The sequence below is a fragment of the Streptomyces sp. NPDC020422 genome (assembly GCF_044386705.1).
GTDB lineage: Bacteria > Actinomycetota > Actinomycetes > Streptomycetales > Streptomycetaceae > Streptomyces.
Window position 1 is genome coordinate 568,139 of the sequence record NZ_JBIRVJ010000005.1, and the last position, 14,774, is coordinate 582,912.

The following is a 14,774-nucleotide window of genomic DNA, read 5'->3' on the forward strand; positions in this document are numbered from 1 at the left end:
CTTCTCCGCGGAATGCCGCATCCTTGAAGGTGTGGAGTTCCTTGGGGACGAGACGGACGAGCGAGCCGACAACGAGCGGAAGGGGAGGGCGCAGGAGATGAGTGCCGGCGCACCTGCTCATAACGCTTCGGTGCACAACTACGGACGCGGTGCCGCGAACCAGCAGGCGTCAAGGCACCATGGAGCGATGCGCGACGACGAGACCATGGGGTCCCCCGTGCCCGCCGGGCAGGGGGAGATCGGTGCACTCGTTCACCGTGCCGTCGAGGGGGACCAGCAGGCGACGCACGACCTCCTCGCGCGCGTGCACCCCCTCGCCCTGCGCTACTGCCGCACCCGGCTGAACCGGCTCCCCGGTGACGCCCGCCACTTCGTGGAGGACCTGGCCCAAGAGGTCTGTGTCGCCGTCCTCATGGCGCTGCCCCGCTACAAGGACACCGGCAGGCCCTTCGAGGCCTTCGTCTTCGCCATCGCGGGACACAAGGTCGCCGACCTCCAGCGGGCCGCCATGCGGCACCCGGGCTCGACGGCCGTGCCCTCCGACGAGATGCCCGAGCGGCCCGACGACTCCCTGGGTCCCGAGGAGCGCGCGCTCCTCAGCGACGACGCCGAATGGGCCAAGAAGCTGCTCGCCAACCTCCCGGAGAACCAGCGCGAGCTGCTCGTGCTGCGGGTGGCCGTCGGGCTGACCGCCGAGGAGACCGGGCAGATGCTCGGGATGTCCCCGGGCGCGGTCCGGGTGGCGCAGCACCGTGCGCTCAGCCGGCTGCGCGCGCTGGCCGAGCAGTAAGCGTCGACAGGACCAGTCGGCCCTTTCGTACACGTACGAACGTCCAAAGCTTCCCGCTGATCTTGCTCGTGGAATGAGACACGGCTCCGGCCCGTTAGCATGGACATCCGCACCGATCAAGGCCATTGGGGAAGGTGTCATGACTGCAAACGTCGACGGAGTGCCCGAGAAATTCGCGACACTCGGGCTGACCTACGACGACGTGCTGCTGCTGCCGGGAGCGTCCGAGGTCCTCCCGAACGCGGTCGACACCTCGTCCCGCATCTCGCGCAACGTCCGGGTGAACATCCCGCTGCTCTCCGCGGCGATGGACAAGGTGACCGAGTCCCGCATGGCCATCGCCATGGCCCGCCTGGGCGGCGTCGGCGTGCTGCACCGGAACCTCTCCGTCGAGGACCAGGTCAACCAGGTCGACCTCGTCAAGCGGTCCGAGTCCGGCATGGTCACCGACCCCATCACCGTGCACCCCGAGGCCACGCTCGCCGAGGCCGACGCCCTGTGCGCCAAGTTCCGCATCAGCGGTGTCCCCGTCACCGACCCGGCCGGCAAGCTGCTGGGCATCGTGACCAACCGCGACATGGCCTTCGAGAGCGACCGCAGCCGTCAGGTCCGCGAGGTCATGACGCCGATGCCGCTGGTCACCGGCAAGGTCGGCATCTCCGGCGTCGACGCCATGGAGCTGCTGCGCCGCCACAAGATCGAGAAGCTCCCCCTCGTCGACGACAAGGGCGTGCTCAAGGGCCTCATCACCGTCAAGGACTTCGTCAAGGCGGAGAAGTACCCGAACGCCGCCAAGGACGCCGAGGGCCGGCTGCTCGTCGGTGCCGCCGTCGGCGCCAGCCCCGAGGCGCTCGAGCGCGCCCAGGCGCTCGCCGCCGTCGGTGTCGACTTCCTCATCGTCGACACCTCGCACGGCCACAACAGCAACGCCCTGAGCTGGATGTCGAAGATCAAGTCCAGCGTGAACGTCGACGTGATCGGCGGCAACGTCGCCACGCGCGACGGCGCCCAGGCGATGATCGACGCCGGTGTCGACGGCATCAAGGTCGGCGTGGGCCCCGGCTCGATCTGCACCACCCGCGTGGTCGCCGGCATCGGCGTCCCGCAGGTCACCGCCATCTACGAGGCCTCCCTCGCGGCCCGCGCCGCCGGTGTCCCGCTGATCGGCGACGGCGGCCTGCAGTACTCCGGCGACATCGGCAAGGCGCTGGCCGCCGGCGCCGACACCGTGATGCTCGGCAGCCTCCTGGCGGGCTGTGAGGAGTCGCCCGGCGAGCTGCTCTTCATCAACGGCAAGCAGTTCAAGTCGTACCGCGGCATGGGCTCGCTCGGCGCCATGCAGTCCCGTGGGCAGGGCAAGTCCTACTCGAAGGACCGCTACTTCCAGGCCGACGTCGCCTCCGACGACAAGCTCGTGCCGGAGGGCATCGAGGGCCAGGTGCCCTACCGCGGCCCGCTGGCCAACGTGCTGCACCAGCTCGTCGGCGGCCTGCGCCAGACGATGGGCTACGTGGGCGCCGCCACCATCGAGGAGATGGAGTCGAAGGGCCGCTTCGTCCGGATCACGTCCGCGGGCCTCAAGGAGAGCCACCCGCACGACATCCAGATGACCGTCGAGGCGCCGAACTACAGCAGGAAGTAACACTCCGCGACGCAGGGGGGCGGTTCCGGCATGTGGCCGGAGCCGCCCCTTCGGCGTGTGTCGGGGATACTGGTAGGCGCAGACCAAGAGGGAAAGGCCACACAACGTGACTGAGATCGAGATCGGGCGCGGCAAGCGCGGCCGCAGGGCGTACGCGTTCGACGACATCGCCGTCGTACCGAGCCGGCGCACCCGGGACCCGAAGGAGGTCTCGATCGCCTGGCAGATCGACGCCTACCGCTTCGAGCTGCCCTTCCTGGCCGCCCCCATGGACTCGGTCGTCTCGCCGGCGACCGCCATCCGCATCGGCGAGCTCGGCGGCCTGGGCGTGCTGAACCTCGAGGGCCTGTGGACTCGCTACGAGGACCCGCAGCCGCTGCTCGACGAGATCGCCGAGCTGGACGAGGCGACCGCGACCCGCCGTCTGCAGGAGATCTACGCGGCTCCGATCAAGGAGGAGCTGATCGGGCAGCGCATCAAGGAGGTGCGCGACTCGGGTGTGGTCACCGCCGCCGCGCTCTCCCCGCAGCGCACCGCGCAGTTCTCCAAGGCCGTGGTCGACGCCGGCGTGGACATCTTCGTCATCCGCGGCACGACCGTCTCCGCCGAGCACGTCTCCGGCGCGGCCGAGCCGCTGAACCTCAAGCAGTTCATCTACGAGCTCGACGTCCCGGTCATCGTCGGCGGCTGCGCCACGTACACCGCGGCCCTGCACCTGATGCGCACCGGCGCCGCGGGTGTCCTGGTCGGCTTCGGCGGCGGCGCCGCGCACACCACGCGCAACGTGCTCGGCATCCAGGTCCCGATGGCCACCGCCGTCGCCGACGTGGCCGCGGCCCGCCGCGACTACATGGACGAGTCCGGCGGCCGCTACGTGCACGTGATCGCCGACGGCGGCGTGGGCTGGTCCGGCGACCTGCCGAAGGCCATCGCCTGCGGCGCCGACGCGGTCATGATGGGCTCCCCGCTGGCCCGTGCCACGGACGCGCCCGGCAAGGGCCACCACTGGGGCATGGAGGCCGTCCACGAGGACGTGCCGCGCGGCAAGCTGGTCGACCTCGGCATCGTCGGCACCACCGAGGAGGTCCTCACCGGCCCGTCGCACACCCCGGACGGCTCGATGAACTTCTTCGGCGCCCTGCGTCGCGCGATGGCCACCACGGGCTACAGCGAGCTCAAGGAGTTCCAGCGCGTCGAGGTGACGGTCGCGGACGCGCAGCACAAGCGCTGACGCGCCCACCGCACGCACGGGAGGGGCCCCGCACCGGGTGGTGCGGGGCCCCTCTCGCGTAGCGGCGTCGCCTACTCCGCGGCCGCGGCCTTCTTCGAGCCGCTGAAGGCGGCGAAGGCGGCGAGGGCGAAGAAGAGGAAGGTCAGCGGGTCCAGGTCTTCCTTCCACGCCGCCTGCACGACGTCGAGGTGCTCGAAGAGGAGCGTGGTGACCGAGACGTTCAGCTCCTTGGCGCCGATGATCGAGATGGCGAGCAGCTGGCCGAAGTAGACCGCGCCGAGCGAGAGCACCGCGCTGACCACGGGCAGGGCCGGGTTGCGGCCGCCGGCCTTGCCGGCCGCGAAGCCGACGAGGAAGCCGACGCCGACGGCCGCCCAGCCGATCTCGCGCTCGATGGCGCCGGCGATCCCGCCGTAGACGCCGCCGGCGACGAGCGCGGCGACGACCGCGACGACCAGGCCGAGACCGACGTGGGAGCGGGCCGGCGGGGCCGGGGCGACCGGCGGCTGCGGGAAGGGCTCGGCGGCGCCCTGGGCGAACGGGTTGCCGGGCGGCGGAACGGGCTGAGACATGAAGAAGATCCCCCCATGGGACGCGTGATGAAGCGGCCTGGAGGCTAGCAGGCGCCCACGACATCTTCACAGGGGGTTTACTTCGGGACGTTTTCTACAAGCGGTGCGCGGCGCCCGCCGGGGTGGCGCCACGGGTGTCGAGGAGCAGTTGGGCCTTCACGGACAGGCCCTGGAGGTCGTACGTGCGGTGGTGCTGGAGCAGGATCGTCAGGTCGGCGTGGGCGGCGGCCTCGTAGAGGGCGTCGGCGCGGGGGACGGGGAGGTCGCGGACGCGCCAGTCGGGGACGTACGGGTCGTGGTAGCTGACCGCGGCGCCGAGGTCCATCAGGCGGCGGGCGATCTCGTCGGCGGGGGAGCCCTGCCGGTCGGCGAGGTCGGGTTTGTACGTGACGCCGAGCAGGAGGACGCGCGCCCCGCGGGCGGACTTGCCGTGCTCGTTGAGGAGGGTGGCGCAGCGCTGGACGACGTACTGCGGCATGCGCTCGTTGACCTGGCCGGCGAGTTCGACCAGGCGCAGCGGGCGGTGGGCGCCGACGGTGTCGACGGGGACGCCGTGGCCGCCGACGCCGGGGCCGGGGCGGAAGGCCTGGAAGCCGAAGGGCTTGGTCTCGGCGCAGCGGATGACGTCCCAGAGGTCGACGCCGAGTTCGTGGCAGAGCACCGCCATCTCGTTGACGAGGGCGATGTTGACGTGCCGGAAGTTGGTCTCCAGGAGTTTGACGGTCTCGGCCTCGCGCGGGCCGCGGGCGCGGACCACCTTGTCGGTGAGGCGGCCGTAGAAGGTGGCGGCGGACTCGGTGCAGGCGGGGGTGAGCCCGCCGATGACCTTGGGGGTGCCGGCGAAGCCGTGGGTGCGGCTGCCGGGGTCGAGGCGGCCGGGGGAGTACGCGAGGTGGAAGTCGCGCCCGGCGCGCAGTCCCGAGCCCGCTTCGAGGAGTTCGCGGAACGGTCCCTCGGTGGTGCCGGGGGGCACGGGCGACTCCAGGAGGACCGTGGTGTGGGGCCGCAGCCTGGCGGCCAGCGCGCGGGCGGCGTCGGTGACGGCGGTGAGGTCGAGGGCGCCGTCGGGCCCCGGCGGGGTGGGGGCGCAGATGACGGCGGTGCGGACGCGGCCGAGTTCGGCGGGGTTGCCGGCGGGGCGGAAGCCCGCGGCGAGCATCCGGCGGATCTCGGCGGCGGTGAGCGAGCCGTCGACGGGGGGCCGTCCGGCGGCGAGTTCGGCGACGGGGCGGGGGTCGGTGTCGTAGCCGATGGTGTCGACACCGGCCGCGGTGGCCGCCTGGGCGAGGGGGAGACCGTGGTGGCCGAGGCCGATGACGGCGAGATCAGCTGGCATGGAGTGGGCCGTCCTTCCCTGGTGCCGGAGAGGGCCGTGAGCCGGGGGGCCGTTAGCCGGAGGGGGCGCGACGCGCAAGCCCTGTGGACAGAACGGGGCGAGCGCAATGTCAGACTAAGCGTAAATATGACCGATATGCGGCATTGTGGGGCGGAAGATCGCCGAGTGTTATCCACAGGCTGCGGTTCAGGCGGTGGCTGAAGTCGGGGGGCCGGGACAGAATCGACTCTGTGAGCCCGACCACACGGGGGGACGACGGGAGGCAGCGGTGAGGACAGCGACACTGGGACCGGCCGAGCGGACGGCCGCGCTCGCGGCCATGGCCGAGCGCGAGCTGGATGTGCTGGTCGTCGGCGCCGGAGTCGTCGGCGCGGGCACCGCGCTCGACGCCGTCACCCGCGGCCTCACGACCGGCCTCGTCGAGGCCCGCGACTGGGCCTCCGGCACGTCGAGCCGCTCCAGCAAGCTCATCCACGGCGGCCTGCGCTATCTGGAGATGCTGGACTTCGCCCTTGTCCGCGAGGCTCTGAAGGAGCGCGGCCTCCTCCTCGAACGGCTCGCACCCCACCTGGTCAAACCCGTCCCGTTCCTCTACCCCCTCCAGCACCGGGGCTGGGAGCGCTGGTACGCCGGCTCGGGCGTCGCGCTGTACGACGCGATGTCGGTCTCCTCGGGCCACGGACGCGGCCTGCCCGTCCACCGCCACCTCAGCCGCAGCCGCGCCCTGCGGGTCGCCCCCTGCCTCAGGAAGGACGCGCTCGTCGGCGCCCTGCAGTACTACGACGCCCAGATGGACGACGCCCGCTTCGTCACCACCCTCGTCCGCACCGCCGCGAGCTACGGGGCGCAGGTCGCCAGCCGGGCCCGGGTCGCCGGCTTCCTGCGGGAGGGCGAGCGGGTCGTCGGCGCCCGCGTCCAGGACGTCGAGACCGGCGGGGAGTACGAGATCAGGGCCCGTCAGATCGTCAACGCCACCGGGGTGTGGACCGACGACACCCAGGCCCTCATCGGAGAGCGCGGCCAGTTCCACGTCCGCGCCTCCAAGGGCATCCACCTGGTCGTGCCCAAGGACCGCATCCACTCCACCAGCGGACTCATCCTGCGCACCGAGAAGTCCGTGCTGTTCGTGATCCCCTGGGGCCGGCACTGGATCGTCGGCACCACCGACACCGACTGGGACCTCGACAAGGCCCACCCCGCCGCCTCCAGCGCCGACATCGACTACCTCCTGGAGCACGTCAACAGCGTCCTCGCGACCCCGCTCACCCGCGACGACGTCCAGGGCGTCTACGCGGGCCTGCGCCCGCTGCTCGCCGGCGAGTCCGACGCCACCAGCAAGCTCTCCCGCGAACACACCGTCGCCCACCCGGTGCCCGGCCTCGTCGTCGTCGCCGGCGGCAAGTACACGACCTACCGGGTCATGGCGAAGGACGCCGTCGACGAGGCCGTCCACGGACTCGACAAGCGGGTCGCCGCCTGCGTCACCGAGGACACCCCGCTGCTCGGCGCCGAGGGCTACCGGGCCCTGTGGAACGCCCGCGCCGGGATCGCCGCCCGCACCGGGCTCCATGTGGCCAGGGTCGAGCATCTGCTCAACCGCTACGGCTCCCTGACGGAGGAGATCCTCGACCTCGTCGCCGCCGACCCCGCCCTCGGCGCACCGCTGCCCGCCGCCGAGGACTATCTGAAGGCCGAGATCGTCTACGCCGCCTCGCACGAAGGGGCGCGCCACCTCGACGACGTCCTCACCCGGCGCACCCGCATCTCCATCGAGACCTTCGACCGGGGCACGCGCAGCGCCCGTGAGTGCGCCGAACTCATGGCGCCCGTCCTCGGCTGGGACGCCCACCAGATCGACAAGGAGGTCGAGCACTACGAGAAGCGGGTCCAGGCGGAGCGCGAATCGCAGCGCCAGCCCGACGACCTGACGGCGGACGCCGCCAGGCTGGGGGCGCCCGACATCGTGCCGATCTGACCGGCTCGGGCGCGGGAAAGCTTCTCGGAGTACGGACCCGGGGGAGGCATCGGTCCCGGAGTGAGGGACAATGAGCTCTCTTCCAGGGCGGGTTGCCGCATCGCGCGGGAGCGGCCGACGCGGGCGAGATCAGGGATCGACGAGGGGACGCATGTCGGAGGCGGAGCAGTCGCGGGAATCGGGGCAGGACCCCCGGCGGGACTCCGCCGCGGGGGCCGCCACCGACGGCGCCCTGGGTGCGGTTCCGGCCGCGCGCAAGGCGGAGCGGGACGGCGCGGCGAAGGACGAAGTCCGGGACGCGGCGAAGGCCGCGCAGGACCCGGCGGACGACGACGGCGCGGCCGGAGCCCCAGCGGCCTCCGGAGCCGGGGCCCGGGCGGCCGCGGACCTGTCGAAGAAGCCGGCGGCCGGGCGCGAGTCCGGCAGCGGATCGACCGACGGGGCGGCGCCCGCCACCGGATTCGGGGCGGACGTGGCGGACGTCGACGCGAAGCGGTCCGCCGGAACGGGCGGGCGCACCGGCCGCGCTGACAAGGCGTCCGCGGAGGGACGGCTGCTCGCCGGCCGCTACCGCCTCGGCGTCGTCCTCGGCCGCGGCGGCATGGGCACCGTGTGGCGGGCGGTCGACGAGACCCTCGGGCGGACCGTCGCCGTCAAGGAGCTGCGCTTCCCCAACAGCGTCGACGACGACGAGAAGCGACGCCTCATCACCCGCACCCTGCGCGAGGCCAAGGCCATCGCCCGGATCCGCAACAACGGCGCCGTGACCGTCTACGACGTGGTCGACGAGGACGACCGCCCGTGGATCGTCATGGAGCTCATCGAGGGCAAGTCCCTCGCCGACGCCGTGCGCGAGGACGGCACGCTCACCCCGCGCCGCACCGCCGAGGTCGGCCTCGCCATCCTCGACGTGCTGCGCTCCGCGCACCGCGAGGGCATCCTCCACCGCGACGTGAAGCCGTCCAACGTGCTGATCGCCGAGGACGGCCGCGTCGTCCTCACCGACTTCGGCATCGCCCAGGTCGAGGGAGACCCCTCGATCACCTCGACCGGCATGCTCGTCGGCGCCCCCTCGTACATCTCGCCTGAGCGGGCCCGCGGCCACAAGCCCGGCCCGGCCGCCGACCTCTGGTCGCTCGGCGGGCTGCTCTACGCGGCGGTCGAGGGCAGCCCGCCCTACGACAAGGGCTCCGCCATCGCCACGCTCACCGCGGTGATGACCGAGCCGGTCGACCCGCCGAAGAACGCGGGCCCCGAGCTGGAGAAGGTCATCTACGGCCTGCTCGCCAAGGACCCCGACCAGCGGCTCGACGACGCCGGGGCGCGGGTGCTGCTGCGCGCCGTGCTCGACGCCCCCGAGGCCCCGCCGGCGCCGGGCCCCGAGACGACCCGGGTCGTCCCGCTGCCCCCGCTCCCCGACCGCCCGCCGACGGCACCGCCCGTGCCCACCCGGGAGAAGCCCGCCCGCGAGAAGACCGGTGAGGCGGCCGAGCGGATGCGCGGCGCGCTGAAGTCCGTGCGCAACGCGGCGGTCGCGGCGAAGTCCGAGCCCGAGCGCGGGTCCGGCCCCGCGACGCCGGACCGGCCCGCACAGCCCCGGGCCTCGCTCACCGACGTCGTCCCGCGCCGCACCCTGGTGATCATCGCCGCGGTCGTGGTCGCCGCCCTGCTCGGCACGATCCTGTACGTCTCCCTCGGCGGCGGCAAGGACGGTGCGGACCAGGGCAAGGGCGGCAGCTCCGGCGGCACGACCGCCTCGGCCGGGTCCACCGCCGGCAGCGGCGGCAGCGACCCGAGCACCGACACCGGCACCTCGGGCGACCCCGGCCAGCAGGGCGGCGGCGACAAGCCCGCGGGCAACAGCGGAGGCCAGAGCGGCACCACGCCCACCGGGACCTCCGGCGGCGCCCAGACCGGCGGCCAGGCCGGCGGCCCGCAGCTGCCCGCCGGCTATGTGATGGTGACCAACGACCGCTTCCACTTCCGGATGGCGATGCCCGCCTCCTTCAAGCTCGCCGCGATAGCGGGCCAGAACTCGGGCGGCATCTTCCACGCCGGCGGCAGCGGATTCCCGCGGGTCCAGGTCGACTTCAACGACAGCCCCCGCGACGACGCCGCCAGCGCCTGGCGCGCCGCCGTCGCCGCGGTGGCCGCGTCCAGCAACGGCTACAAGCACATCGCCATCCGCCCGGTGGAGTACAAGGGCTATCCGACCGTCGCCGACTGGGAGTTCGAGCGCACCCAGAACGGCATGCGGATCCGGATACTCAACCGCGGATTCAAGGTCGACGCCGGACACGGCTACTCGATCATGGTCAGCTGCAAGGCCGACGCGTGGGACGCCGCGGAGTGCAAGACGCTGAGGGAGACGGCGTTCGCCACGTTCAGCCCCAAGGACTGACCGGCGCACGTATCGTGAAAGGCCCCGGCCCCCGAGGACCGGGGCACGGGGGACGGCAGGCGCGTGGGGAGGCGTCGTGGACGACTACGCGGGAAGGGTGCTCGCGGACCGCTACCGCCTGCCCCTGCCGCCGGCCGACGCGTACGAGCTCGTCGAGACGCGCGCCTTCGACACCTACAGCGGACAGGAAGTCCGGATCCGTCAGGTGCCGCTGCCCGAGGTCGTCGACGCCGAACTCGTCGGCGACGAGCCCTACCCCGCACAGGGCCGGGCCACCCGCCGCCCCGCCGACCCCGGCGTCCGCCGCGCCCTCGAAGCCGCCCAGTCCGCCGCGCAGATCCCCGACCACCCCCGCCTCGACCAGGTCTTCGACGTGTTCGCGGAGGCCGGCTCGCTGTGGATAGTGAGCGAGTTCGTCGCGGCCACCCCGCTCGCCGAACTGCTCGCCGAGGCCCCGCTGAGCCCCTACCGGGCCGCCGAGATCGGCTCCGACCTCCTCACCGCCCTGCGCGCCCTGCACGCGCACGGATGGACCCACCGGAACGTCACCCCGCGCACGGTCCTCGTCTGCGAGGACGGCCGCGTCGTCCTGACCGGCCTCGCCGCGGGCGCGGCGGAGGAGGCCCTCTGCGGCTACGCCCCGGTGCCCCTCCCGGACGACGGGATCGAGCCGTTCGCACCGCGCCCGCGCGCCCAGGAGCCGGAGCCGGAGCCGGAGTACGGGGAGACCGAGGAGTACCGGGAGACCGGGGGGTACGGAGCGACCGCGGGGTACCGGGAGACCGAGGGGTACGGGGAGACGGAGGAGTACCGGGAGGGCGAGGAGTACGCCGCCGAGTGGTACGAGGCCGAGGCGGACGGCGCCGAGGCGGACGGCGCTGAGGCGTACGCGGCCGAGGAGTACGCGGCCGAGGAGTACGCGGCCGAGGCGTACGCGGCCGAGGCGTCCGCGACGGCGTACGACGAGCCGGCTGCCGGGAACGACGGGGGCTGCGAAGCACCCCGTGGTCCCCGGCCCTTCCCCGGCCCAGGCCCCGCCCACCCCGAGCTCCCCCCGGCCGCCGAGCTCCCCACCGCCCCCACCGCCTCCGGCACGCCCGCCGCCGCGGATGTGCGGGCGGCGCGGGCCGGGGCCATCGCCGCGTACCGGGCGGGGGCCAGGGCCGCCGCACGGCTCGGCGAGACCGGGGCGCTGCCGGTCCAGCGCCCGGCCGCGCCGGCGCCGCCCGCCCAGGCCACGCCGCCCGCGGAGCCGCCCGTACCGCCCCAGGCCCGGCCCCCGGCCCCGCCCGTGGCCCCCGCCGCGCACCCCGAGCCGCAGTGGTGGGCGCGGGTGGAGGCCGAGGACGACGGGGACGAGGAGGACGACGGCGACGAGACCGGCGGGGCGTACGGCGGCAGCACGCCGCCGCGCGTGTATCTCACCGGCACCTGGAGCGACGGCCCGCACGCCTCCCGGGACGGTGCGCGCTCGGTCCCGGCGGGCGGCGGCGCCCTGCCCGCGCTCCCCGCCGGATACACGGCCGCGGCCCCCGCACCCCTGCCCGTGCCCGCGCCCGCCCAGGGCGCCCCGTCGGGTGACGCCTACCGCGGCCCGGTCACCCGGCTCGCCGCCGAGCGGGCCCGCCAGGCGCGGATCGCGGTCGTCGGCGCCGTCACCGAGCGCTGGGCGCCCGAGCAGGCGGGCCCCGTCCACGAGCACTGGCGGCTGGCCCCGCCCATCGGCCCCGCCACCGACCTGTGGGCGCTGGGCGCGCTGCTCTACCGGGCCGTCCAGGGCCACGCCCCGTACCCGGAGGACAGCGCCGCCGAGCTGGTCCAGCTGGTCTGCGCCGAGCCCCCGGCCTTCGCCGAGGAGTGCGGTCCGCTGCGGCCGGTCGTGGAGTCGCTGCTGCACCAGGACCCCACCGAGCGCCCCGACGTCGAGGTGCTGAGCGGCTGGCTGCGCTCGCTGGTCCGTTCGGCGCCCGAGCCGGAGGCCGGGATCGGCGTCATACCGCTGCCCTCGCCGGACGCGACCCGGCTGCCCATCGTGCGCCGTCGCGGCGAGCTGGTGCGCCGGCGCCGCGGGGGTGCGGCGGGCGGCCGCCACCGGCACGCGCGGGGGCGCGTCCCGCACAAGGTGCCCGCGGGCGTCCACCAGGCCGACGCCCCGCACGAGTTCCCGCTCGACGGCGCCTTCCACGAGGAGCTCCCGCAGCGCGCCCCGCGCGCCCCGCGTACGTCGGGCTCCCCGCGTTCGCTGGGGCGACTGCTGCTGATCCTGATCCTCCTGCTGCTCGCCGGCGCCGTCGCGTACGCCATGCTCTTCCTGCCCGGCAAGGACGGCAACGGCGGCAAGGGCGGGGCGAGCGGGCAGACCGCGCCCCCCACGGCCGGGAGCTCGGCCCCGTCCCCCTCGGGCGAGCCGGCGCCGACGAAGCCGACCGCGAAGCCGTCCACCGAGCCCGCCCCGACCACCGCCCCGCCCTCGTCCGTGGCCCTCGCCCCGGGGTACGTGCTCCGCAAGGACACCGAGGGCTTCGAGGTCGGCGTGCCGCGCGACTGGCGGCGCAGCCCGGTCAACGACGCCGGGCAAGTGCGCTACACCGGTGGTGATTTCACCCTGATCGTGGTCCCGGGGCGGGACACCGTGCAGGCGAACGGTGCCGACCCCATGGCGTACCAGCGGACCAGGGAGCGCGAGCTCCAGCCCTGGCGGGACTCCTCCTGGTCCAGCGCCTCCGGTCTGCGCCGGATCGACATCGGCCGACAGGCCATGGCGGTGGGGCAGTTCACCTGGCAGGACAGCACCGGCCGTGAGGTCTTCGTACGCAATCTGGCGCTGATCGAGGGCGGCCGCTACCACGTCGTCCAGGTCATCGGCCCGGAGAGCGAGCGGGACAAGGTCTCCGAGATCTACGACCAGGCGGTGAAGGCGTACCGGGCGACGCGGTGAGCGAAGTCCGAGCGAACCGCCGAGGGACCGACCTCCCCCTGGTCACAGTGTTGTTCCACAACAACCCCCTAGGTTCCGTGTCCCGCGCCCCCTCCGTACCCTTGCTTCCGAGCAAACAGGCGGGGGCACGTGGAACATTCTGAGAGCACCGGCGAGAGATCCGGTCAGGGCGCCGGCCAGAGCACCGGGACCGGACTGCTGCTCGCCGGGCGCTACCGTCTCGGCGAGTCCATCGGCCGCGGCGGCATGGGCAAGGTGTGGCGCGCGCACGACGAGGTGCTGCACCGCGTCGTGGCCGTCAAGGAGTTGACGGCGGGCCGGTTCGTGGCGGAGGCCGACCGGCTGGTCCTGCACGCCCGGACGCAGAAGGAGGCGCGCGCGGCGGCCCGGATCACGCATCCCGGCGTGGTCACCGTGCACGACGTCCTGGAGCACGACGACCGGCCGTGGATCGTCATGCAGTACGTGGACGGGCCCTCGCTGGCCGACGCGGCCAAGGAGGCCGGCACGATCGAGCCCCGCGAGGCGGCCCGGATCGGCCTGCACGTCCTGGGCGCGCTGCGCGCCGCGCACGCGGCCGGCGTGCTGCACCGCGATGTGAAGCCGGGCAATGTGCTGCTCGCGCGCGACGGCCGGGTCCTCATCACCGATTTCGGGATCGCGGCGATCGAGGGCGATTCGTCCATCACCCGTACGGGTGAACTCGTCGGCTCCATCGACTATCTGGCACCCGAACGGGTCCAGGGCGGCGATCCGGGTCCCGCCTCGGACCTGTGGTCGCTCGGCGCCACGCTGTACGCGGCCGTGGAGGGCAGCTCGCCGTTCCGCCGCAGCTCGCCGATCAGCACCATGCAGGCCGTGGTGACGGAGGAGCCGCCGTACCCCGAGAAGGCCGGCCCGCTCGCGTCCGTCATCGTGGCCCTGCTGCGCAAGGACCCGGCGCAGCGCCCGCACGCGGACGAGGCGGAGCGGATGCTGCTCGACGCGATGGAGGGGCGTGCGCCGCAGGCCGCGCAGGCGTACGTGCCGACGCAGCGGATGCAGGCGGAGGAGCTGGTGGCCGCCGCTCCCTCGGCGACGGCGCAGCTGCCGTCCTCGTACGAGGAGTCCGCGACGCCCGCCCAGGCCCCCCGCCCGGACTCCGGCGAGCGGTCCGGGACCCGTGGCCGCTGGCGTGCCGCGGTGCTCGCGGCGGTGCTCGCCGGTCTGGTGGCCGGCGGGGCGGTCTTCTTCGTCATGACCCGGCCCGACGGGAGCGGGGGCGGCGCCAAGGGCGACACCACGCCGACCGCCACCACGGAGGCGAAGGACAAGGGCGGGATCCCGCCCGGCTGGCACCGGGTCAACGACCCGGAGGGTTTCAGCCTGCTCGTCCCGGACGGCTGGAAGCGCCAGATGGACGGCGACCAGATCGACTACACGCCGGACAACGGACGCCACCGGATCCGCATCAGCATCGACCGGTCGCCCGACTTCGAGAACCCGTACATGCACATGCTCGACCTGGAGAAGATCGTGCAGAGGCGGGCGAAGTACGAGCGGATCCGCCTGACCCAGAACACCTTCCGTGACCAGGTCAACTCCTGCGTCTGGGAGTTCACCTGGATCGAGAAGCAGACCTTCCCGGGCCCCCGCCACGCGATCGACCAGGTCTACTACGGGGACGACGGCACGGAGTACGCCCTGTACATGGCCTCGCCGGAGGACAGCTGGAGCCGGACGCGGGAGCAGTTCGACATCGTGAAGAAGTACTGGAGGGCCCCGGGCGACGCCGTAAGCCCCTGATCAGGACTTATGTGCCAGCGATCGCTGGCGCGGTTGTGCGGGGGCGGTGAAAACGCGTTACTGACGGGTACCCAAAGGCGGGTTTGCCGCCTACCCTCGGCCTC

General features: G+C 73.5%; 9 protein-coding genes. 7 read left to right on the plus strand and 2 right to left on the minus strand.

What is annotated here, in order from left to right; all coding sequences use genetic code 11:
* Positions 1-187 precede the first annotated feature (187 nt).
* The 3 genes from ACH414_RS16760 to ACH414_RS16770 all read left to right on the plus strand — a co-directional run bounded on the left by ACH414_RS16760 (position 188) and on the right by ACH414_RS16770 (position 3,663).
* Positions 188-790 (plus strand): sigma-70 family RNA polymerase sigma factor, encoded by a 603-nt coding sequence (locus ACH414_RS16760; RefSeq protein ID WP_046908296.1) that lies wholly within the window; start codon positions 188-190, stop codon positions 788-790.
* 139 nt (positions 791-929) lie between these two features.
* Positions 930-2,432: an IMP dehydrogenase gene (guaB, locus tag ACH414_RS16765; protein ID WP_382532413.1), complete on the plus strand. Its 1,503-nt coding sequence runs from the start codon at positions 930-932 to the stop codon at positions 2,430-2,432.
* Between the two features lie 106 nt (positions 2,433-2,538).
* Positions 2,539-3,663: a GuaB3 family IMP dehydrogenase-related protein gene (locus ACH414_RS16770; RefSeq protein WP_382532411.1), complete on the plus strand. Its 1,125-nt coding sequence runs from the start codon at positions 2,539-2,541 to the stop codon at positions 3,661-3,663.
* 71 nt (positions 3,664-3,734) lie between these two features.
* On the opposite strand, the gene ACH414_RS16775 is transcribed toward ACH414_RS16770, so the two are convergent.
* Both ACH414_RS16775 and ACH414_RS16780 read right to left on the minus strand, forming a co-directional pair.
* The gene (locus ACH414_RS16775) at positions 3,735-4,235 is read right to left on the minus strand and encodes a hypothetical protein (protein ID WP_382532409.1); all 501 of its coding nucleotides are present in this window, start codon (positions 4,233-4,235) and stop codon (positions 3,735-3,737) included.
* A gap of 94 nt (positions 4,236-4,329) precedes the next feature.
* Positions 4,330-5,571, minus strand: a complete 1,242-nt coding sequence (locus ACH414_RS16780; RefSeq protein WP_382532407.1) for a nucleotide sugar dehydrogenase — start codon at positions 5,569-5,571, stop codon at positions 4,330-4,332.
* A 268-nt stretch (positions 5,572-5,839) separates the two neighbouring features.
* Here ACH414_RS16780 and ACH414_RS16785 point away from each other — a divergent pair, with 268 nt between their 5' ends.
* The 4 genes from ACH414_RS16785 (at position 5,840) to ACH414_RS16800 (ending at position 14,670) form a co-directional block, all read left to right on the plus strand.
* Entirely contained in the window at positions 5,840-7,546 is a 1,707-nt protein-coding gene (locus tag ACH414_RS16785; protein ID WP_386568282.1) for a glycerol-3-phosphate dehydrogenase/oxidase, read from the plus strand.
* Between the two features lie 151 nt (positions 7,547-7,697).
* Entirely contained in the window at positions 7,698-9,947 is a 2,250-nt protein-coding gene (locus tag ACH414_RS16790) for a serine/threonine-protein kinase (protein WP_382532403.1), read from the plus strand.
* 76 nt (positions 9,948-10,023) lie between these two features.
* The gene (locus ACH414_RS16795; protein WP_398942218.1) at positions 10,024-12,885 is read left to right on the plus strand and encodes a protein kinase; all 2,862 of its coding nucleotides are present in this window, start codon (positions 10,024-10,026) and stop codon (positions 12,883-12,885) included.
* 246 nt (positions 12,886-13,131) lie between these two features.
* Positions 13,132-14,670, plus strand: coding sequence for a serine/threonine-protein kinase (locus tag ACH414_RS16800; protein WP_391769392.1), 1,539 nt, complete (start codon positions 13,132-13,134; stop codon positions 14,668-14,670).
* Positions 14,671-14,774: the final 104 nt, after the last annotated feature.